Origin of the sequence: Candidatus Brachybacter algidus (assembly GCF_016707225.1) — a bacterium.
GTDB classification, from domain to species: domain Bacteria; phylum Bacteroidota; class Bacteroidia; order Chitinophagales; family Saprospiraceae; genus Parvibacillus; species Parvibacillus algidus.
The window spans coordinates 1,118,130-1,138,386 of sequence record NZ_JADJID010000001.1; the positions used below are offsets into that span (position 1 = coordinate 1,118,130).

18 protein-coding genes and 1 tRNA gene are annotated in these 20,257 nt (G+C 34.9%); 10 read left to right on the plus strand and 9 right to left on the minus strand.

All coding sequences use genetic code 11. The annotated features are described in order from the left end of the window. Nucleotides 1–24 precede the first annotated feature (24 nt). The gene (locus tag IPI15_RS04540) at nucleotides 25–1,449 is read left to right on the plus strand and encodes a hypothetical protein (protein ID WP_287401028.1); all 1,425 of its coding nucleotides are present in this window, start codon (nucleotides 25–27) and stop codon (nucleotides 1,447–1,449) included. Between the two features lie 279 nt (nucleotides 1,450–1,728). Then, on the plus strand, nucleotides 1,729–1,851 hold the full coding sequence (locus IPI15_RS04545) for a hypothetical protein (protein ID WP_287401029.1): 123 nt from the start codon (nucleotides 1,729–1,731) through the stop codon (nucleotides 1,849–1,851). Nucleotides 1,852–1,914: 63 nt separating this feature from the next. Here IPI15_RS04545 and IPI15_RS04550 read toward each other — a convergent pair. Then, nucleotides 1,915–1,985: transfer RNA gene (locus IPI15_RS04550), tRNA-Gln, on the minus strand. Nucleotides 1,986–2,242: 257 nt separating this feature from the next. Here IPI15_RS04550 and IPI15_RS04555 point away from each other — a divergent pair. The 4 genes from IPI15_RS04555 to IPI15_RS04570 all read left to right on the plus strand — a co-directional run bounded on the left by IPI15_RS04555 (nucleotide 2,243) and on the right by IPI15_RS04570 (nucleotide 5,789). Then, a complete protein-coding gene (locus IPI15_RS04555) occupies nucleotides 2,243–2,398 on the plus strand; it encodes a hypothetical protein (protein WP_287401030.1) in 156 nt (51 codons plus the stop codon). An 89-nt stretch (nucleotides 2,399–2,487) separates the two neighbouring features. Beyond that, a complete protein-coding gene (gene mnmC2 / locus IPI15_RS04560; protein WP_287401032.1) occupies nucleotides 2,488–3,156 on the plus strand; it encodes a tRNA (5-methylaminomethyl-2-thiouridine)(34)-methyltransferase MnmC2 in 669 nt (222 codons plus the stop codon). Nucleotides 3,157–3,515: 359 nt separating this feature from the next. Next, complete coding sequence (locus tag IPI15_RS04565; protein WP_287401605.1) at nucleotides 3,516–4,286, plus strand: aminotransferase class IV; 771 nt, start codon at nucleotides 3,516–3,518, stop codon at nucleotides 4,284–4,286. A 30-nt stretch (nucleotides 4,287–4,316) separates the two neighbouring features. Continuing rightward, nucleotides 4,317–5,789: an acetyl-CoA carboxylase biotin carboxylase subunit gene (locus IPI15_RS04570; protein ID WP_287401033.1), complete on the plus strand. Its 1,473-nt coding sequence runs from the start codon at nucleotides 4,317–4,319 to the stop codon at nucleotides 5,787–5,789. On the opposite strand, the gene IPI15_RS04575 is transcribed toward IPI15_RS04570, so the two are convergent. The 3 genes from IPI15_RS04575 to IPI15_RS04585 form a co-directional block, all read right to left on the minus strand. Further along, a complete protein-coding gene (locus IPI15_RS04575; RefSeq protein ID WP_287401034.1) occupies nucleotides 5,782–6,159 on the minus strand; it encodes a DUF983 domain-containing protein in 378 nt (125 codons plus the stop codon). The two genes, IPI15_RS04570 and IPI15_RS04575, sit on opposite strands and share 8 nt — an antisense overlap. 14 nt (nucleotides 6,160–6,173) lie before the next feature. Further along, nucleotides 6,174–7,448: an adenylosuccinate synthase gene (locus tag IPI15_RS04580; RefSeq protein WP_287401035.1), complete on the minus strand. Its 1,275-nt coding sequence runs from the start codon at nucleotides 7,446–7,448 to the stop codon at nucleotides 6,174–6,176. A gap of 88 nt (nucleotides 7,449–7,536) precedes the next feature. Continuing rightward, nucleotides 7,537–8,493, minus strand: coding sequence for a prolipoprotein diacylglyceryl transferase (locus IPI15_RS04585; protein WP_287419337.1), 957 nt, complete (start codon nucleotides 8,491–8,493; stop codon nucleotides 7,537–7,539). A gap of 199 nt (nucleotides 8,494–8,692) precedes the next feature. Here IPI15_RS04585 and lolB1 point away from each other — a divergent pair, with 199 nt between their 5' ends. Continuing rightward, a complete protein-coding gene (lolB1, locus tag IPI15_RS04590; protein ID WP_287401038.1) occupies nucleotides 8,693–9,508 on the plus strand; it encodes a lipoprotein insertase outer membrane protein LolB1 in 816 nt (271 codons plus the stop codon). Next, entirely contained in the window at nucleotides 9,420–10,874 is a 1,455-nt protein-coding gene (locus IPI15_RS04595) for a murein hydrolase activator EnvC family protein (protein WP_287419339.1), read from the plus strand. The genes lolB1 and IPI15_RS04595 overlap by 89 nt, the downstream gene beginning before the upstream one ends. Nucleotides 10,875–10,911: 37 nt before the next feature. On the opposite strand, the gene IPI15_RS04600 is transcribed toward IPI15_RS04595, so the two are convergent. Genes IPI15_RS04600 through IPI15_RS04615 form a run of 4 tightly spaced genes read right to left on the minus strand, consistent with a single transcriptional unit; the run spans nucleotide 10,912 to nucleotide 16,832 of the window. Further along, entirely contained in the window at nucleotides 10,912–11,301 is a 390-nt protein-coding gene (locus IPI15_RS04600) for a DUF423 domain-containing protein (RefSeq protein WP_287401040.1), read from the minus strand. A 30-nt stretch (nucleotides 11,302–11,331) separates the two neighbouring features. Then, nucleotides 11,332–12,642, minus strand: a complete 1,311-nt coding sequence (locus tag IPI15_RS04605) for a TolC family protein (RefSeq protein ID WP_287401041.1) — start codon at nucleotides 12,640–12,642, stop codon at nucleotides 11,332–11,334. 10 nt (nucleotides 12,643–12,652) lie between these two features. Beyond that, complete coding sequence (locus IPI15_RS04610; protein ID WP_287419340.1) at nucleotides 12,653–15,760, minus strand: efflux RND transporter permease subunit; 3,108 nt, start codon at nucleotides 15,758–15,760, stop codon at nucleotides 12,653–12,655. A 4-nt stretch (nucleotides 15,761–15,764) separates the two neighbouring features. Further along, a complete protein-coding gene (locus tag IPI15_RS04615) occupies nucleotides 15,765–16,832 on the minus strand; it encodes an efflux RND transporter periplasmic adaptor subunit (protein WP_287401043.1) in 1,068 nt (355 codons plus the stop codon). Between the two features lie 161 nt (nucleotides 16,833–16,993). Here IPI15_RS04615 and IPI15_RS04620 point away from each other — a divergent pair, with 161 nt between their 5' ends. Beyond that, a complete protein-coding gene (locus IPI15_RS04620) occupies nucleotides 16,994–18,451 on the plus strand; it encodes an aldehyde dehydrogenase family protein (protein ID WP_287419342.1) in 1,458 nt (485 codons plus the stop codon). A 132-nt stretch (nucleotides 18,452–18,583) separates the two neighbouring features. After that, on the plus strand, nucleotides 18,584–19,021 hold the full coding sequence (locus tag IPI15_RS04625) for a hypothetical protein (protein WP_287401046.1): 438 nt from the start codon (nucleotides 18,584–18,586) through the stop codon (nucleotides 19,019–19,021). Nucleotides 19,022–19,098: 77 nt separating this feature from the next. Here the strand turns inward: IPI15_RS04625 and ald are convergent, their stop codons facing one another. Continuing rightward, nucleotides 19,099–20,211, minus strand: a complete 1,113-nt coding sequence (gene ald, locus IPI15_RS04630) for an alanine dehydrogenase (protein ID WP_287419343.1) — start codon at nucleotides 20,209–20,211, stop codon at nucleotides 19,099–19,101. Nucleotides 20,212–20,257: the final 46 nt, after the last annotated feature.

Genomic DNA, 20,257 nt, shown 5'->3' on the forward strand with positions numbered 1-20,257 from the left:
GTATTTAAGTTCCGAAAAAAATATATGAAGCATCTACTTACTTTTTTAGTGATTTTATTTTTGTGTCCTGCCAGTTCACAAGCACAAACTCAGCTTGATTCTGAGGCCAGAGCAATTAATAATTATGTCATCTTTAGCAATGAAAGTGCCCATGGAATGTTGATAATTCATCGATTGCTTGAATTGTATAATCAGGAAATAAATAAATACGTTGATCTCCCGCAATATCAGCTAAATTTGTTTTCCAATGAAGACTTTCCGGAGAATATTTTTCAAGATGAAAGCGGTTCATTTTACAGAATATCTCCATCCGATCTGTATGCTATGGCAATAAAAGAATCAGCTATACTGCCGGCGAAGTATGCCACGCCAGCTAATACGATAATTGGAAATATGAAAGCTATTCTTGATGATCTTGAAAAGGAACGTTATTCCATAGGAACTTTAATAGCAAATACAGATCTCAAACAGCGTTCCAATCTTAAAAACATTTATGCAGCCTTAGATGCATGTGTCCTAAAATATGATGAATTTGAAAGCCAAAGAAAACAACTTTCTATTTTGTTGTCTAAGTTTTCAGGTGAAGCTAAGAAAAATGATGCCTTTAATAAATCATTTGTTGTTCCATTCAACAATTATTCCACTTCATTGCATTTGACATTTGATGCACTTCGCAGAGAGAATACTTCAAGTGCAGTTAACTCTATGAGTACTTTGATAAAAAATGCTAAAACTCTAAAGCAAGCGCTCTCAATTGTTGACACCAAAGCATTAAACAAACAACAGGCGTCTGTACTCAACGAATTAAAGACCATTCTGGATAAACAAATTGGTCACGTCGAAGCATTTAGCAAAAACCAATCTATCCCTGCTGAATATGATCAATATGGACCTTGCTATTACTTTTACAATATATTGTTGGCAGGAACGACCAATAAATATGGTACCGGAGTCATTGAGAGAGGTAATGAATGGATCAAGATCAATGGAAGAACATTTGAATATCAATTTGAAAGACCACATTTTTATAAAGTAATTAGGCCTAAAGAAATTATTGAAGAGGAGAAGAAGGTGGCTGTTCAAGAACCTCCTAAAGTTGTTGAAAATAGGGAAGTAGTTGCAGATAAAAGTAAGTTGATTACATCATCAGTTGAAAAGTTATTGATCGAAGTTTATGATAATCAAGAGTTTGACCATGATACCATTTCACTCAATTTTAATGGTACCTGGATTCTCCAGAAGCAATTGATCACTAAGGAACCAATAAGGTTATATCTCACACTAGAAAAGGGAAAGGACAACTATTTGATACTTTATGCAGACAACCTAGGTTCCATTCCTCCCAATACTTGTGCTATCAAATGGAAGAATGAAAAAGGCAAGTTCAATGAAATTGTATTAAAATCTGACTATAATACGAGCGAAATGGTCGTGATACGACGAGAATGAGAAGAGTATTAACAGTATTAGAGTATTACAGTATTATAGTATGACAGTATTAGAGTATATCAGTATTAGAGATGAATAGTATAAGATTCTGATTGATTAACTGATTTTTTAATTTTTGATTTAATGAGATGTAATCATGAATAATCTAATTAATTGTAATACAAGCGATTATGGCAGGTAAAATTGTCAATTATAAAATTAATTAGAACATAATTTAAATGATAATTGAACTATTTATAAGTTGAAGATTGTTAGAATTGAAATCAAAAATATATAAATATGTCGTTTTTAAGAGGATTGGTCGCGGGAGTTGCCGCATGGAAATGGGGTGGTGGTTGTTTTGGAACTATCATACTGTTCGTAATATTATACTGGTTATTGGGAAAAGGTGGCTGCTTCTAAAATAAACCGAGAATGCTATTAAAACAAAAAAGGCTTTCAATGTTAATTGAAAACCTTTTTTTGTTGACCGACAAGGATTCGAACCTTGACATACAGCACCAAAAACTGCAGTGCTACCGTTACACCATCGATCAAATTTGCTTGTTAGCGGGAGCAAAGATAATGAAGCTCTCAATATTTGCAATTAAATTTTGAAATAAAATTTTAACATGCAGATAATATATTGATTATCATATTTATATGAATTAAAATACTTTGTTTAGTCACACATTTCGCACCAAACACACAAACATTTACGAAGATTCTAAGAATATTTTACAAACTTCTTCGTTAATATGTTAATTAATCCCAACTTTTAGTAATTTTGTACTTTCTTTAAAATTATAATACCATGAATAAGAAGAATCTTTTAGGAAAATTTTTCGCTTTTATCTTATTAGCTACAGTAGTTATGGGCACATCATCTTGTAATAGAGGTTATGGATGTCCTTATAATACTTCTGTTTCAAATGTCGTTAAAGTGATCAACTTTAGCATTTTTGAGTAATAATATTAGAGTACGGAACATAATTCCTAATCTTTAAATATTTAACTAAAGAGTTAAAAGCCGGTTTTATCGGCTTTTTTTCTGCCCATATGTCAAATACTATCAAAACGACAGGAGATAATTCTCCTACCTTATATTCAAGTAGATTTCAAGCCCATTATCACTCTATCCATGGGGCTTGGACAGAAACTGATGTTGTTTTTATAAAGTCCGGTTTGGAATTCGTTGCTCAAAAGAATAAGAATTTAAAAATTCTGGAAATTGGTTTTGGCACTGGTTTAAATTGTCTTGCAACTATTCAATACGCTGATCATCATGGCTTGCATGTGGACTATACGACTTTGGAAAAGTTCCCAATTGACAAGGTCGTTGTAGAAGATTTTGGTGCTCAATTAAATTCAATTGCTGGTATTGAGCTACAAAAATATAATCAAATACACCAAGCTGATTGGAATAAAACTACCCAATTGTCTACAAATTTCCAACTAAATAAATTGGAGATTGATTTTTTTGATATTCCAATCAATAAGAAGTTTGATCTTATATATTTTGATGCATTTGCCCCAGAAACTCAGCCTGAACTTTGGACTGTCGAAATGTTTGAATTGATGGCAAAGGTTTTGGTCAAAGATGGCGTGCTAACTACTTATTGTGCCAAAGGTTATGTAAAACGGAATCTCAGATCAGCCGGATTTATAGTGGAAGCATTGCCGGGACCTCCTGGAAAAAGGGAAATCACACGGGCGATCAAGATGTGATTTATAATAAGTAATCAGTAATCAGTAATTAGCAATCGGTAATTGGTAATCATTAATAACATATCCTAGTATATGACTTTTGAGTAATCTATGAAGAAATTTTAAAAAAAGTATACTGTAGGGACAGGTCGTGATCTGTCCTTACAGTATACTTCTTAAAATTGATTACAAATCTTCATTCCTACTTCAGGGACTTCCGATCTGCAACAGTTGTCTCACCCTGCGACGCTTTGGCTTTGGCAGGCAAGCATAACCCTCTCACCCTCTCACTTTCTCAACTTCTCACAATATTTAAATAAAAATTTAGAAAACTTGGTTGAGAAGTAATATTTTCACACCATATGTTGGATAGGGGACAAATGTACGGTGATGGTTTTTTTGAGACCATGTTGATGATTAATGGCAAAGTTGCATTGATCCATCTGCATCATGAGCGCATACTTAAAACGGCACACAAATTAAAATTAATCCTGCCGGAAGAGCTTTTGGATTTAACGAATTTTGAGATTTTGCTCAGAGAATTTAAAACAACAGGGCATGCATTAAGAATTAGATTAAATATTATTCGTAATGGAAATGGTTTTTATCTGCCGCAACACCATACTGCAACTTACAATTTTAATGTTCAGCCTGCTGTTAACCCATCAAATCAAGAGGGGCAGATAATCCATTTGGTCGGAATCGCTGAAAGTGTAACTATTTACTCCAAAGGATTGTCCAATTATAAGACAATTGCTAAGTCAGAACAAGTCCTGCTATCGCTTGAGTGCAAAGAGAGATGTTTGGATGATTTATTAGTTTTGAACGAAAAAGGAGAAGTAGTAGAATGTATCTACTCAAACATTTTTTTTATCCAAAAAGATGGTATCATTGTTACTCCTTCTCTTGAAAGTGGTTGTCTTGATGGTTGTATGAGGAAGTATTTGATTGAAAATCAGAAGATTATTAATCTTAAAATTAAAGAAAAAAGTATTTATCTTTCCGATTTAAGTACTTACATTTCGTGCTTTATTACCAATTCAGTTTCAGGATTAAAGTCTATAAGTGCCATTAATAGTCATAACTTTGAAGATCAAGAAATTATTGATATCAACCATATAAATAAATTAATTCTAAAACTTTTCATTTAGAACAAATTCATCAATTTCAACTTAAGTTAAATGCAAAAAATACTAATAGCCAATCGAGGCGAAATAGCCGTAAGAATAATAAAAAGTTGTAAAAAGATCGGTGTCAAGACTGTAGCGATCTATTCAGATGCAGATGCTAATGCATTACACGTTCATACTGCAGATGAAGCTTATCATATAGGCAGTAATGCGCTGAATGAGAGCTATTTGAACGCTGAGAAGATCATTGAAATAGCTATAAAATCTAATTCGGACGGCATTCATCCAGGTTATGGATTTATGAGTGAAAATGCTGAATTTGCGTCAATGGTTAACGATGCCGGAATAATCTTCATAGGACCAAGTCCGGAAGCCATTACTACAATGGGAAATAAACTTGCCGCTAAAGAGGCTGTAAAAGCTTTCAATATTCCTATGGTTCCTGGTTCTCAGGGAGTTTTGAACAATAAGGAGGAAGCCAGAAAGGCAGCTCAAAAAGTAGGCTATCCTGTGCTAATTAAAGCGGCTGCCGGAGGAGGTGGAAAAGGGATGAGAGCTGTTGATGTAGATGAAAACTTTGATGAATCATATGACAGGGCCGTAAGTGAAGCGATTTCAGCATTTAAAGACGGTGCAGTCATGATTGAAAAGTATCTGGTCAAGCCAAGACATATTGAGATCCAGGTTATTGCCGATAATCATGGAAATGTGTGTCATTTATTTGAAAGGGAATGTTCCATCCAGCGCAGACACCAGAAAGTAATAGAGGAAGCGCCCAGTGCAATTTTGACAACTCAGATGCGCTCAGAAATGGGCGCTGCAGCTGTCAATGCCGCAAGGGCTTGTAATTATAGTGGAGTGGGTACGGTTGAATTTTTAGTGGATGCTGACATGAATTTCTATTTTTTGGAGATGAATACCAGACTTCAGGTCGAACATCCTGTCACAGAAATGATTACCGGTTTAGATTTAGTGGTGGAGCAAATAAAAATTGCAAGAGGGGAGGAGCTGTCATTTACTCAGGAGGATTTGAAAATCCATGGGCATGCAATGGAACTCAGAGTATATGCAGAAGATGCTTACAATAGTTTTCTTCCTTCTGTAGGAACGTTAATGGAATATAAGGAACCTGAAGGAATAGGTATTAGGGTCGATAGTGGTTATGTGGAAGGAGATGATATTCCTGTCTTTTATGATCCTTTGATCTCCAAGTTAGTTGTTTGGGCAGAGGATAGAGCAATGTGCGTTGAAAAAATGAAAGCAGCTATTTCAGATTATAACATACGTGGCTTGGAGACCACTCTGCCATTTGGTCATTTTGTAATGAACCATGTTGCTTTTGTGAGTGGTGATTTTGATACAGGATTTGTCTCGAAATATTTTACTAAAGAAGATCAAGATGATCAAGAGCGTGAGCTTGGAAGAATAGCTTCGATGATAGCTAGCAAATTAAATGAAGATGCTCAAGATTATAATGTATACAGTAAAAGTATGCCTTCAAATTGGAGGAACAATGCTATTTGACAGTATCAGGATTATAATGAACGTGCATATTGATCCATATAGCTCTTGACAATCTAAATATAAATGCGTAGAGAAAAAATATTACTGCCATCACCAGTAAAAATGCAACGTCCACACCAAATCCAAAAACGAAGAAAAATAATGCAAAAAAAGTAAAGATCAAAACAACTGATAAAAGGTAGCCGATGTACATCGCACCCCAGTAAAATCCCGGTTCCAGAGTATATTTCTGGCCACAATTACTGCAGGTGTCATTCATTTTAAACCAACCTTTGAAAGAAAGTATTTTAGTTGGAAATAGATCGGCATTATGGCATCTAGGGCATTTGAAGCCAAGAATGCTATTTATTTTAGAACCTTTTTCAAACATTTCAGATGTTTATTTTATCTAAGAATTAACTTCTCACGTTCAGGTCCTGTAGAAATAATCGTGAAGGGAACTCCAAGTCTTTTTTCAATGTCTGTAACAAAAACCCAGGCTTCAACCGGAAGATTTTCTGTTTCAGTTATATTTTCTAATGAAGAATTCCAACCTTTGTAATCCTTATACACACACTCCATTGATTGTTCAAGATCATAAGGAACCACATTGGTTTCTTCTCCATTTACTTTATAACAAGTAGCAGCCTTCAGTGTTTCAAAATTATTTAAGACATCCAACTTAGTCATCACTAGCTGAGTAACGCCGTTTAGCATTATGCTGTACTGTAGTGTTGGCAAATCGATCCAACCACATCTTCGAGGTCTTCCTGTTGTGGAACCAAACTCATTGCCTTCCTGACGGATTTTCTCACCAATTTCATCATGCAACTCTGTAGGGAATGGTCCCGAGCCGACTCTGGTGCAATAAGCTTTCGTTATTCCAATTACTTCTCCTATTTTATTTGGAGCTACACCCAAGCCACTGCAAACCCCGGCTGTGATCGTATTAGAAGAGGTCACGTATGGATAAGTACCATGATCAATGTCAAGCAAAGAGCCTTGTGCACCTTCTGCAAGTACTTTTTTTCCAGATTCTATCGCATTATTGATATAGTATTCACAATCAATTTGCTCTAATTCTTTAATGGTTTCGACACATTGAAACCATTTCTCTTCCTCAGTGGCAAGATCATATTCAACTTTACCGAATTGTTTGGCTAGAGATAAATGCTTATCCTTCAACTTGTCGTATAACTCTCTGAAATTTGGTTTGAAAAGATCCCCCATTCGAAGACCATTTCTTCCGGTCTTGTCCATGTAAGTTGGTCCAATACCTTTTAATGTTGACCCAATTTTTTCTATACCTTTTGAAGATTCAGAAGCTAGATCCAAGAGCCTATGGGTCGGTAGAATTAGGTGAGCCTTCCTGCTGACCTTCATTCTTGATTTATAATCTATATTAAGATTACGTAAATTATCAAGTTCTTTAGTAAGAGTGATTGGGTCTATGACAACACCGTTACCGATGATATTCATGATGTGGGGTCTAAATATTCCACTTGGTACTGTATGCAGTACAAATTTTTGGCCATCGATCTTCAATGTATGACCTGCGTTTGGGCCACCCTGAAATCTGCAGACCAAATCATATTTCTCAGCAAGGTAGTCAACAATCTTACCTTTACCTTCATCACCCCATTGCAATCCTATTATTACGTCTATTTGTTTACCGGACATGTTCTTATTTTAAAAGCGCACAAAAATAGTAATTATTACTGCTTTTTATATATGTTAATTTTTAATTTGTTAAAAATAATTCAGAGAGTTAAGCAGGTATTTGGTTTGAAGCTTTTTTTGAATTTTTTGTAACAATGTAAAACCCTATCAAACCACCAATAAAAAGTAAAGTAGCGATAATTTCTGCTTGCGAAAGCGCCATATCACCAAAATAAAATTTGTCATTGACACGGATCTTTTCGATGAAAAATCTCTCAAAGCCATTCAAAATGCAATAGACAAAGAATAATTGGCCCGCTACTTTTAATTTTTTTCTGATAGACCATAGTATGCCGAAAATAATAAATGCAAAAATAGTTTCATATACTGGAGTAGGGTAGACTCCTTGAGCAAGTTCATTACAATATTTTCCTACACAGTCAGGGATCTTTACGCCTTCCATCGCAACATTTCTGGGATATGTATTGGACCACAACCAATCAGGAAAGACGAACCACGATGGTTTCGGACTTGAAGCAACTATGCCCCAATCACCATCTCCTGATAATTGACAACCAATTCTTCCTATCCCATAACCGAGCATCAATGCCGGTGCCGTAGCATCGCATATATCCAGCGTTTTGAATCCAAATTTCTTTGCATACCAGGTTACTGCAAAGAATGCAACGATCAGACCACCGTATATAGCAAGTCCACTTCCTGAAAATAATGATTGAATCGGTTCACGTATGAACATCTTGATAGAATCAACGCTTTCAAAAAGTGCAAAGATTTTTGCTCCAATAACGCCGGAGACAGCAGCCATAATTGTGATATCCCCAACTTTTTCGTGCGGATAGACTATGCTGGTTTTGCCGTCTTTTGTTATTTTTAAAGGCTTTAATCTACCATTTGATTCTTGTCTTTTGACTTCCAGGCCTAGGAAATAACTGCTGATAAGTATAGCAATGGCCATCATGAAGCCAAACATTTTTATGATGGACGCCCAGTTGTCCGTTGCAGTGCCAAATAGATCATGAAAGACGTAGGATAAATCAGGATACATTCAATTTATTTTTATAGATAACGTTTAAATCTGTCTAATCACCTTTTTGGAATTTGCTATGACTTGCATCTTTCATTGATGATTACTTTTTGTAAAGGTGCTTATTTTTTATGATTTTGTTAAATGGATTAAAACAATAATTTTGCACTTTTAACTATTAATTCATTTAGACTGTTCTAAAATACAATTAAATCAAAGAATGAGAATATATATCCTGTTGGTACTAGCTTTTATGATCGCATCATGTTCCAATTCAAAAAGAACAGCTGCTTCAAAATCTAAAAATACTCAAACTGATCAGGTTGCAGTAATTAAGGATTCTGTGGAAGTTCCAGTTGTGAAAATGAAGAAACTTGAGATAGGTGGCATACTACGTCCATTGCACATAGATTTTGATCTAGTAGAAATGAAAGGGGACATGGAATTGCAGAATAAAAGTGATAATTATTCCTTTACATTTAATATCAGGATGAGGAAGGATAGTATCATCTGGATGCAATTAAAGAAATTCGGATTGGAAGGGGCAAGGGTTCTCGCTACAAAAGATTCACTTTTTGCTGTTGACAGGCTTCACAGAACATTTTTAAAGAAAAGTTGGTCCCAGATCCAGACACAAATGAATGCTCCTATTGATTTTCAGGTGTTGTATGAGATAATTGCAGGAAATGCGGTGTATTTTCCAAAAGGAATAGATAGCCTAAGAACGACTGAAAATATGAAATACTTATCTAGCCAGAATGATGATAAAAGAATTGAGATCGGTATCAATGCAGTTTTCAATGAGATGATAACTTATGTAATTCGTGATCTTAAGAAAGAAAATGTCGTAAATATCAAATTAGGAGATTATAAATTATTATATGATGAAAAAAAGTTTTCTTACCTTCGTGATATTGAGATACTTTCAGATAATGTAAAACTACTATATGTCAATCTTGCTTTCGACGAAGTCAATAGAAATCAATCCTTTAAAACACCTTTTGAGATTCCTGTCGGGTATAAGCCTATGGAATAGCAATAAATCATCTTTCATACTGCTAATTTTGTTTTTGGGATGTGGATATTTGTCTGCCCAGAATGCCAATGATCTTGAATCAAAAAAGAAGAAGGTAGAACAAAATATTAAAAAAACTCAAGATCAATTACAGCAAACTAAAGATAGTAAAGCTTCTACGCTCAAAGATTTTAATTCAATCCAAAAGAAAATTGACTCAAGAAAGGGTACTATTGAAGAAGTTCAGACAGAAATTCAATATGTAAGAACAATCATTGATGATAAAAATGATGCTATTAATAGTTTAAAATCTGAGATTATAAACTTAAAGAAGGAGTATGCAAAAATCATGAGAAGTGCATACAAAGCAAGTCTTATGACAAATGAGTGGATGCTTATAATTTCATCAACCAGCATGAATCAGGCCTTCAACAGATGGATGTATCTGCGGACTATCAAAAAGAATCGAAAAGCCAAGGCCTTTTCGATAGCTCAAAAACAACTTGCTATCGAAGTGGAATTAGCAAGTCTTGAAAACATGAAATCAGGAAAACAAGTATTGTTGAATAAGGAGGAGAAACAATCAAATCTTCTTCTAAATGACCTTAAGAAAAAGAATACTGTACTTTCAAATCTAACAGTAGAGGAAAAAAAGTTGATAAATGATCTAAATCGTCAGAAAAAACAGCAAAGAGCGATTGCAAACGATATTGAGAAAGCAATAAGAAAAGAAATTGAGAAAAAGGAACGTGAAGCCCGCGAGCTGGCTGCAAGAGAAAGGAAAAAGGAGAAAGAAAGAGCTGCAGCCATAGAGGCAGCCAATGCTAAAAAGGAAGCTAAATCTGCAGATGTTGTAATAGCAACTGAAAATGTTGAAGAGGTAAAGAAAGAAGCTACGGTTATTAAAAGTACAAAAGTAACCGAAAAGAAGGAACTTGTAATGTCTGAAACTCCTGAGAGTGCTAGCATATCTTCAGATTTTCAAGCTAACAGAGGAAGTTTTGCCTGGCCGGTTAAAAGAGGTGTAATTGTTAGACGATTTGGCAAGCAAGTACACCCTGAGTTAAGCCACGTTGAAATTATAAATAATGGAATAGATATCAAAACGGATGCCAATGCAGAGGTCACTGCCATATTTAATGGAGAAGTAGTTCACATTGCATTTCTATCAGGATATAAGAATACTGTTATGGTCAATCATGGTAAGTATTACACGATATATTCAAACTTAGAGTCTGTCAATGTTGACAAAGGACAAAAAGTAAAAAAAGGAGATTCAATAGGAAGGGCTGCAGTAAACGGAGACACGGGCAATACTGAAGTACATTTTGAATTATGGAACAAACAGAATCCTTTGAATCCTTCAATATGGTTAAAAAGCAGATAACTTCTAACCCTACTTAAACATCACAATTTATCGATACTTATTTTTGAGATCTTAGTATACCCATAAAAAGGCATGACCAACCAATAATATAAAATAATCCTCCAACTGGGGTCAAAGGGCCGATTATCGTCATGTTTTCAAAACCAGTAACTGCCTTTGTAGAAAGAATGTATAAAGAGCCGGAGAATAAAATGATACCGATTATAAAACTACTTGCCGCAAAGGATATGTATTTGGATGGCTTATGTTGATATAGAAGATATGCAAGAATGATAGCCATAACATGATAAAATTGGTAACTAACAGCAGTGTGATAGCTATTCAAAGATTCAGGTGAAATTAAAGGCTTGAGACTATGAGCTCCAAAGGCACCCATAATCACACCGAGTGCTCCTAATATTATTCCAATTAATAACTTGATTTTCACTTAGTTGGATTTTATATATTTTAACTACGATTATTGGTTGAGGATATTTCCTGACAAATATAAGAGTTCGAGTTCATTTGATTTAGCTAAATATAAAGCATCAATATACCTAAAATTAGCATCTGTATAAGATTGCTGTATTTGTTTAAATTCAAAACCATTCGTTACTCCAACCTGAAATCTTGCCAACCCAATACTAATATTTTCTTCAGCATTTTTAACATTATCCTCCTGAAGCTTTGTCAGATTGATAGAGTTTTGGTAATTTCTGTAATATTGCTCTAGATTGCTTAATAGTTGAATTTCAGTATTTTGTCTTGAGAGTTCAATTTGTTTGGTTTCCAACTCTGCATTTTTAATCTGACTCTTGATGGCCTTACCATCATAAATCGGAATAGAAATAGTTACTCCACCAGCTAATCCATTGGAAGAATTGACTCTGAAGAAACCACCTCCGTTATCAGCTCTGGTATAAGAGTATCCTAAACTACCCAATATTGTAGGTTTTAGTAACCCTCGGATATCTGCTTCTTTATTTAATGCCAAGGCGTAATTAATTCGATTGCGCATTAGTTCTACATTTCTTTGTGTAAAACTATTCATGATTTCCTCTTTATTAATGTTGTTCAAGACAAAAGTTGTATCTGATATGATGATGGAAGTATCAGTAGGAAGGTTCATTAAGGTGTTGATTTGTATGCTGATATTATCCAAAGCAACTTTGTAGTTTTCTATATTTGTCAGATACTCGTTTTGATCCAATTGTGCCTGAAGTACTTCCACTTTATTACCTGTTCCAATTTCTAATTTATTGGAAGCCAGTTGTAATCTTTGTCTTGAATATTCAATTGCAACTTGCGTGGTCTTAATAAGTTGCTTTTGCCGAATGGCCTGATAATAAAGGCTTCTAACCTGGTAAATAAGGTTTTCGGATATTTCTCTTTGATTCAGATCTGCAGCGTCAACAAGAATTTTAAATCTTTCGTAGAGATTTTGATTACGACCTCCATTATAAAGCGTCATATTACCGAATACCCCTGCAGAAATAGAATTATTTAGCTTAAACCCATTTTTAGTAACACCATTTGCAGATTCATTCACATTTGCAGTATAGGAGACATTATCTCCAGCATCTAAAGTTACATTTGGTGTTAGACCTGCATTTCCTTTTGTGTAATTGTTTTTTGCTATCTCTACGTTGATAGCATCTGCTTTTTTTGCAAGATTTGATTCAAGGATCTTCACCTCATATGATTTCAGTTGGTCAGATTCCTGTCCATTTAGTCCTAGATAAGCCCTTAGAGATAATATCAGAAACATTGATATTCTAATGTAATGCATAGTAGTTGTTTTAAATAGTAGCGACATCCTGTACCAATTCATCGCCCTCCTCGATCGGATGCGGTTTTTTCCTTGAAAAGTAGGTGTAAAGGGCGGGTATTACAAATAATGTCAATATCAAAGAAAAGAGAATTCCACCTACAATGACTACTCCAAGTCCTTTTCTACTGGCTGCTCCAGCACCAAATGAAATTGCAATCGGCATTGCACCAAGTGAAGTAGCAAGACTGGTCATCAAGATCGGTCTTAATCTTGCCGATGCACCTTCTATAATTGAAGTCATTTTGGACTTTCCCGTTTCTCTTATTTGATTTGAAAACTCCACTATTAAGATTCCATTTTTTGTAACAAGCCCTATGAGCATGATGATACCAATCTGACTAAAGATGTTCATGGTTTGATTAAAATACCACAAAGAAAATATCGCTCCTGCAAAGGCTAGTGGAACAGTAAACATAATTATAAGCGGATCAATAAAGCTTTCAAACTGTGCAGCCAATACAAGATAAACTAGCAACAAAGCAAGAATCAACGCAAACATAATGTTTGAAGAGGATTCTGCATAATCTCTTGATGCCCCTGTAAGATCTGTAGAAAAAGAATCGTCAAGCAGGTCATTTGATATTTTTTCCATAGCATCTATTCCATCAGCAATGGTCTTACCTGGAGCAAGCCCTGCAGAAACTGTTGCCGATTGGTAAAGATTGTTGTGATATAGTTGAGGAGGGCTGCTTATTTCTTCTATTTTTACTAAATTATCAAGTTGTACTATTTCTCCACTTATTGTTTTAAGAAATAATGATTTTAGGTCAATCGGAGCATCTCTATTTGCTCTGTCAAATTGACCAATTACTGAATATTGTTTACCATCCTGAATATAATAGCCATATCGTTGGCCAGAAAAAGCAGTTTGGAGTACTTGAGCGACTTCTCCGACTGAAATACCTAATACTTTTGCTTTATCTCTGTCTATAGTGACATTTAACTCAGGTTTATTGAATTTAAGATTTATGTCATTTCCTTGAAATGTTGGATCGGTGCTGACACGATTCATAAATTCAGGGATTACTTCTTTTAACTTTTCAAAATTAGGAGCTTGTAATACAAATGATACAGGTAATCCACCCCTTGGTCCTCCTCCTGCTGATATTGTCTGATCTTGAATTGCAAATACTTTTGCGTTAGTAACACTTTTTAAAATGCGATTGACCTGATTTACAATATCTTGTTGGCTTCTTTCTCTTTCTGATGCATCCACCAGTCTCAATCTGACAAAGCCGGTGTTTGGAGCACCTGATCCTGAAAACCCTGGTGCTGTAACAGAAAGTAAGATATCTAATTCCGGAATTGAATCTCGAAGAGTTGTCACCAATGACTGAATTATGCCATCTGTAAATTCGAAAGAAGATCCTTCAGGCGCTGTTAATGCCAACCTAAAGGCATTTCTATCTTCGAGCGGTGCTAATTCATTTTTAAGTTTTCCAAAAAATATCCAAACGATACCAATGGCGGCTGCAATGATCACAAATGCCCACCACCTTACTTTCAAAAATGCGGTTAAACTATTTTTGTATCCTGATTCCATTTTTTCAAAGAATGGTTCTGTAACTCTATACAACCAACCATGTTCATTGTTCTTCTTTGTTAGATATGCATTAAGCATAGGCGTGAGTGATAGAGAAACAAAGGCAGATATCAAAACAGATGATGCCAGGACAATACCAAATTCACGGAATAAGCGACCGACAAAACCTTCCAGAAATATTACGGGCATGAACACCGCAGCAAGTGTAAAAGAGGTAGAAATAACCGCAAAAAATATCTCATTCGCTCCATCTATAGCAGCTTTTTTGGGTGCCATACCTTTTTCAATCTTTTTATAGATATTTTCTGTTACGACAATACCATCGTCCACTACAAGCCCAGTGGCAAGTACTATAGCAAGGAGTGTCAAAACATTGATAGAGTAACCCATCACATACATCACAAAAAAGGCACCTAATAAGGAAACAGGTATGTCAATCAGTGGTCTAAAAGCAACGATCCAACTTCTGAAGAATAGAAAAATGATGAGGACAACCAGACACAACGAGATAATGAATGTCTCCTCAACTTCAGATATTGAATTTTTAATAAATAGTGTATTGTCCAAAGCTATATTTAGAGTGATATCCTTTGGTACATCTTTTTTGATTTGCTCTAGTCTCTTATAAAATTCATCTGCTATTTCAATATAATTAGAACCGGGTTGAGGCACCAGGGCAAGAGCGATCATAGGAATATTACTTTCCCGTAGGATTGTTTCTTCATTTTCCGGACCTAACCTTGCTTCACCTATATCTTTCAGCCTTATGTCGCGACCATCAGGGTAACTTTTGATGATCATATTATTAAACTCAAGAGGAGTGCTTAATCTACCAATTGTTTTGATGGTTAGCTCTGTTTCATTTCCTGTGATTTTTCCTGAAGGAAGTTCTACATTTTGTGCTTGTAATGCATTTGAAACATCAATGGCTGTGAGTTGATATGACGCTAGTTTCGATGGCTCCAACCATAATCGCATTGCGTATTTCTTTTGACCCCAAATCTGTAAACTAGATACGCCTGTAATAGTTTGTAATTTAGGTCCAAGAACATTTTCGGCGTAATCACTTAAATCCATATGATTTCTAGTACTACTTTGTACAGTCATAGAGATGATTGCATCTGAATTTGCATCAGCTTTGGATACGATAGGTGCACCATCCAGATCTTTGGGTAGTTGCCTTGCAGCTTGCGATACTTTGTCTCTTACATCATTGGCAGCACTTTCTAAATTTGCCGAAAGATCAAATTCGACGGAAATATTAGAAGTTCCCTGATTACTCGAAGAAGAAATGGTTCTGATACCTTGGATACCATTCAAAGCCTTTTCAAGCGGTTCGGTGATCTGAGATTGAATGATATCGGCGTTCGCCCCGGGGTAACTCGACCTTACATTAATGATCGGTGGATCTACAGATGGGAATTCACGCACACCCAAAGATTTAAATCCGATGAAACCAAATAATAAAATTACAAGGTTCATTACAATAGCCAGAACAGGCCTGTTAATACTTATAGTCGATAAACTTGCCATTGAATTATAGAGTTTTAGAAGGTTTGACGGACATACCTTGTTTTAACATGATAATACCAGTTACAATTAAGCTGTCACCTTCCTTAACACCACTCTCAACACGCACATTTTTGTCGTCTCTATCAGAAATTATAATCTCTTTTTCTTCAGCTTTACCATTTTTAATGATATACACTTTTTGTCCTTTCAAAATAGGTACAACTGCCGATGTAGGGATTTGAATAGTTTGAATATCTTTGGTTACGTCAATATTAATCTTAACAAAATTGCCGGGTAAAAGCCCACTTTTATTTTCTGCTATACCTCTGATGGTGACTGATCTCGTATTTAAATCTATTTGGGGGTCAATGGTTGCGACTTTTGCAGTTAATTTATTGCTGTTACCTTCTGATGTGAATTCAAAAGGTTGACCTACTTTAAATTCATTGAGGTATTTTTCTGGGGCCGTAAATTCAATTTTAATAGGGTTAAGTTGCTGTAATGTTGCCACAACTGTTGATGGACTAACATAACTTCCTAATGCAATACTTCTAAACCCAATTATCCCACTGAACGGAGCTCGAATTTCTGTTTGAGAAATTAAAGATTCATAATAGTTGATATCTGTTTGGTAGCTTAAGACCTGATTCTGAGCAATATCAAAATCTTCTTTGCTAGTTCCTTGAATTGCTAAAAGTTTTTCTTGTCTAGAAGCTTTGTCTTTAGATAATGTTAAAGCTACCTTGGCTTTGTTCAATTGTGCCCTGAGATCTTTGTCATTTAGTTTTACCAACAATTGCCCAGATTTAACATAACTACCTTCTTTAAAGTAAATTCCTACGACTTTACCTGATCCTTCAGAGGCAAGTTCTACTTTTTCATTTGGTAGGATGGTTCCAGTTGATTGTATTTCATTTGCTGCCTTTTGGTTTTTTAATACCATAATATCAACGGCTAAAGCAGGAGTATCCATTTTTTTACCATTACTTGCATTAGCATTACCTTCATTTGGAGTTGGAAAAAATAATGATTTTATAATAAAAAGAGATGCTATGATTATAGCTATAATAATGAAAACCGAATATTTACGCATGCAATATTGTTTAGTATAAAAGAGGTTGCCGTGATTTCAAATATAAGTTAGTTAACGATATATGGGCTTTATTGTTTAAATAATTATATTAAAATTATACTAAATCAAAAGCAAAGTTGTAAGTTTCATAAATTTCCTTAAAATTTATTAATTTTACTTTTATGAGTGAAGTATTACAAAATTCTATCTCTTCCCGAGATGGTCAAACATTCGTGTTTGATACGTTTGATAAAGTTAAAACGGTATTCGAAAGCCAAATTGCTAATCGCCAGAATGTAAAAAATCGAAGTGCTGAGGAAAGAAAGGATAAATTAAATTTGCTTAATAATGAAATACTAAAACATCGCACAGAAATCGAAGAAGCACTTTTCAAAGATCTTAAAAAGCATTCGATTGAAGCAGGTTATTCAGAGATATTCCCAACCTTATCTGAGATCAGAAATATTTCTCGAAACTTACGAAGGTGGATGAGAAGCAACCCTGTTAAGAATTCATTACCCTTTATTGGCTCTAAAAGTAAAATATTACTCGAACCCAAAGGAAATTGCCTGATAATTACTCCTTGGAATTACCCCTTCTACCTTAGTATGACGCATCTGGCAGTTTGTATTGCTTCTGGAAATGTGGCGATATTAAAAACTTCCGAATATTCTCCAAATGTTTCCAAAGTAATCAAAGAAATATTAAGTGGAGTATTCGAAGAGGATGAAGTAGCAGTCATATTTACTGGGGCAGAAGTTTCAACAGAAATGCCAAAACTACCCTTTGACCATATTCATTTTACCGGTTCTACAAATGTAGGAAAGCAAATAATGAAGAACGCTTCCACTAATTTGACTTCTGTTACTTTGGAGTTGGGCGGTAAATCACCTGTAATTATTGATGAAAATTATCCAATCAAAGATTGTATTAAACAAATAGGGTGGGGTAAATTTCTAAATGCCGGTCAAACATGTATTGCGCCGGATTATATTTTAGTTCACAAGGATAAAAAAGATGAATTTGTTGATAAGTTGTCTACCTATCTTAAAGATTCGTTTGGAGAAAAATCTACTGATTCTGAATTTCTAACAGGGATTGTAAATAAAAGCCATTTCAAAAGAATTGAGAATTTAGTTCAGGATGCAGTTTCAGATGGTAATCAGATTGTCTTTGGAGGCAAAATGGATAAAAGTCGGTTGGCTTTTGGGCCTACATTGCTTATGATGAATAGTTCTGCAGCTATTATGGAAGAAGAGATATTCGGTCCTGTTCTTCCGATCGTATTATACAATGATGTAGAAGATGCGATCAAATTTATTAATAAAAAGCATAAACCATTGGCTATGTATCTATTTAGCAATGATAAAAAATGGCTAAATGAAGTTTTATTAAATACATCGAGTGGAGGTGTTTGCATTAATGACACTATGGCACATTTCGTGCAAACATATTTACCTATGGGAGGTGTAAATCACTCAGGAATAGGCAAGTCTCATGGATATTTTGGTTTTAAAGAATTTTCAAATGAGCGCGCCGTTCTTAAGTCCTACATAAAAGGTGGGATTACTTGGCCATTTCAGTTTCCTTATACCAAGTTGAAGAAAAATATTCTTGAAATATTAATAAAATATTTTTGAATTTTTGAATGCTGTAGAATCGGAATACAAAATCATCACCTCCAATATAAAAATATTGCAAATCCAACCAATCAAGATAAATTAACGTCATTGGTTGTATACAAGATTTATAAAAATTAACTGATAAATAAAATGAAACAACTTATTCTTTTTGTAATGCTCGCTTTTTGCATTACATCTTGCAGTAAAAGTGAAGACAATCTAAACACACTTAAAGAATATGAGTTTCCTCAAAAGTGGGTTTTAGTTCAAATGTCAGGAGATATTCCTAACTCTGTTACTACCGGTGATCAGATGAGTTGGCAAGAATATTATTTATTGAAACAGGATGGAACTTTTATCAAATCAAGAACAAAGGATGGTGTTACTTTTATTAAAAATGGAACTTATGCTTTTGATCTTAGAAAAGAAGGAAATTACCTCATAACTACTTTTTCTGAAGCAAATATACTTGTTGCAACTTGTTATCAGGGTTTATCAGAAGAGTTATGGTTGCAAACAAATACCAGAGCTATAAGCAGCTGGTCCCAATGCGATGGGCCAGGTTTAATTTACGAAAGAACGGAATAGCAAAATAGTCTTCAATAAAAAAAGGGAATCAAATAAATTGGTTCCCTTTTTTTTATACATAAATGATTCAATAGCATTTAAAACAATTCTTCGACATCATGATATTCAAGGTTAAATGCATCTGCGACACCTTTGTATACGACCTTTCCATTAACGATGTTTAGACCTTTCTTCAACGCGGCATTTCTATTACAAGCTTCTTTCCATCCCAAATCAGCCAAAAGAATGGCATAAGGAAGTGTTGCATTGGTAAGTGCTAAAGTGGAAGTAAATGGCACAGCGCCAGGCATGTTGGCTACACAATAATGCACAACATCATCTATAATAAATGTAGGATCTTCATGCGTGGTAGGTCTACAAGTTTCTATACAACCGCCCTGATCTACCGCCACATCAACAAGCACCGTCCCAGGGCGCATTTCTTTAAGCATGTCTCTAGTGATTAAATTAGGAGCTTTAGCTCCGGGTATTAATACTGCCCCAATAATAAGGTCATGAGTTTTGATAAGCGATCTAATATTGTATTCATTTGAGAACATTGTAACGACATTTGCAGGCATTACGTCATTTAGGTATCTCAATCTGTTTAGACTTACATCCATTATTACTACTTGAGCTCCAAGTCCTGCTGCCATTTTTGCAGCTTGTGTACCAACGACTCCACCACCTAGTATCAATACCTTGCCTGGAGGTACGCCTGGTACTCCTCCAAGAAGTACACCACGACCTTTGATCGGTTTTTCAAGATATTTGGCTCCTTGTTGAACGGACATTCTACCTGCCACTTCAGACATTGGAATCAAAAGAGGTAGCGATCTATCTGGCATTTCAACAGTTTCATATGCCAGGCAGATACTTTTTTTATCAATCATTGCATTTGTCAATGGCTGATAAGAAGCAAAATGAAAATAAGTAAATAGTAATTGGTTCTCCTTAATCAAATTATACTCTGATTCAATAGGTTCTTTTACTTTTATTATCATTTCAGCGATGCTATAAACTTCTTCTATAGTACCTAAGATTTCAGCTCCAGCCTTAACATATTCTTCATTCGAAAAGCCACTGCCTTCACCTGCATGAGTTTGAACATATACTTTATGCCCTTTTTTGCTAAGTTCAAGCACACCAGCAGGAGTTAATGCTACTCTGTCTTCATTCTTTTTTATTTCCTTAGGAACACCTATTATCATTATGTTTTATTTAAAGTTATTTTAGTAATTTTTCGTAATCTGAAAT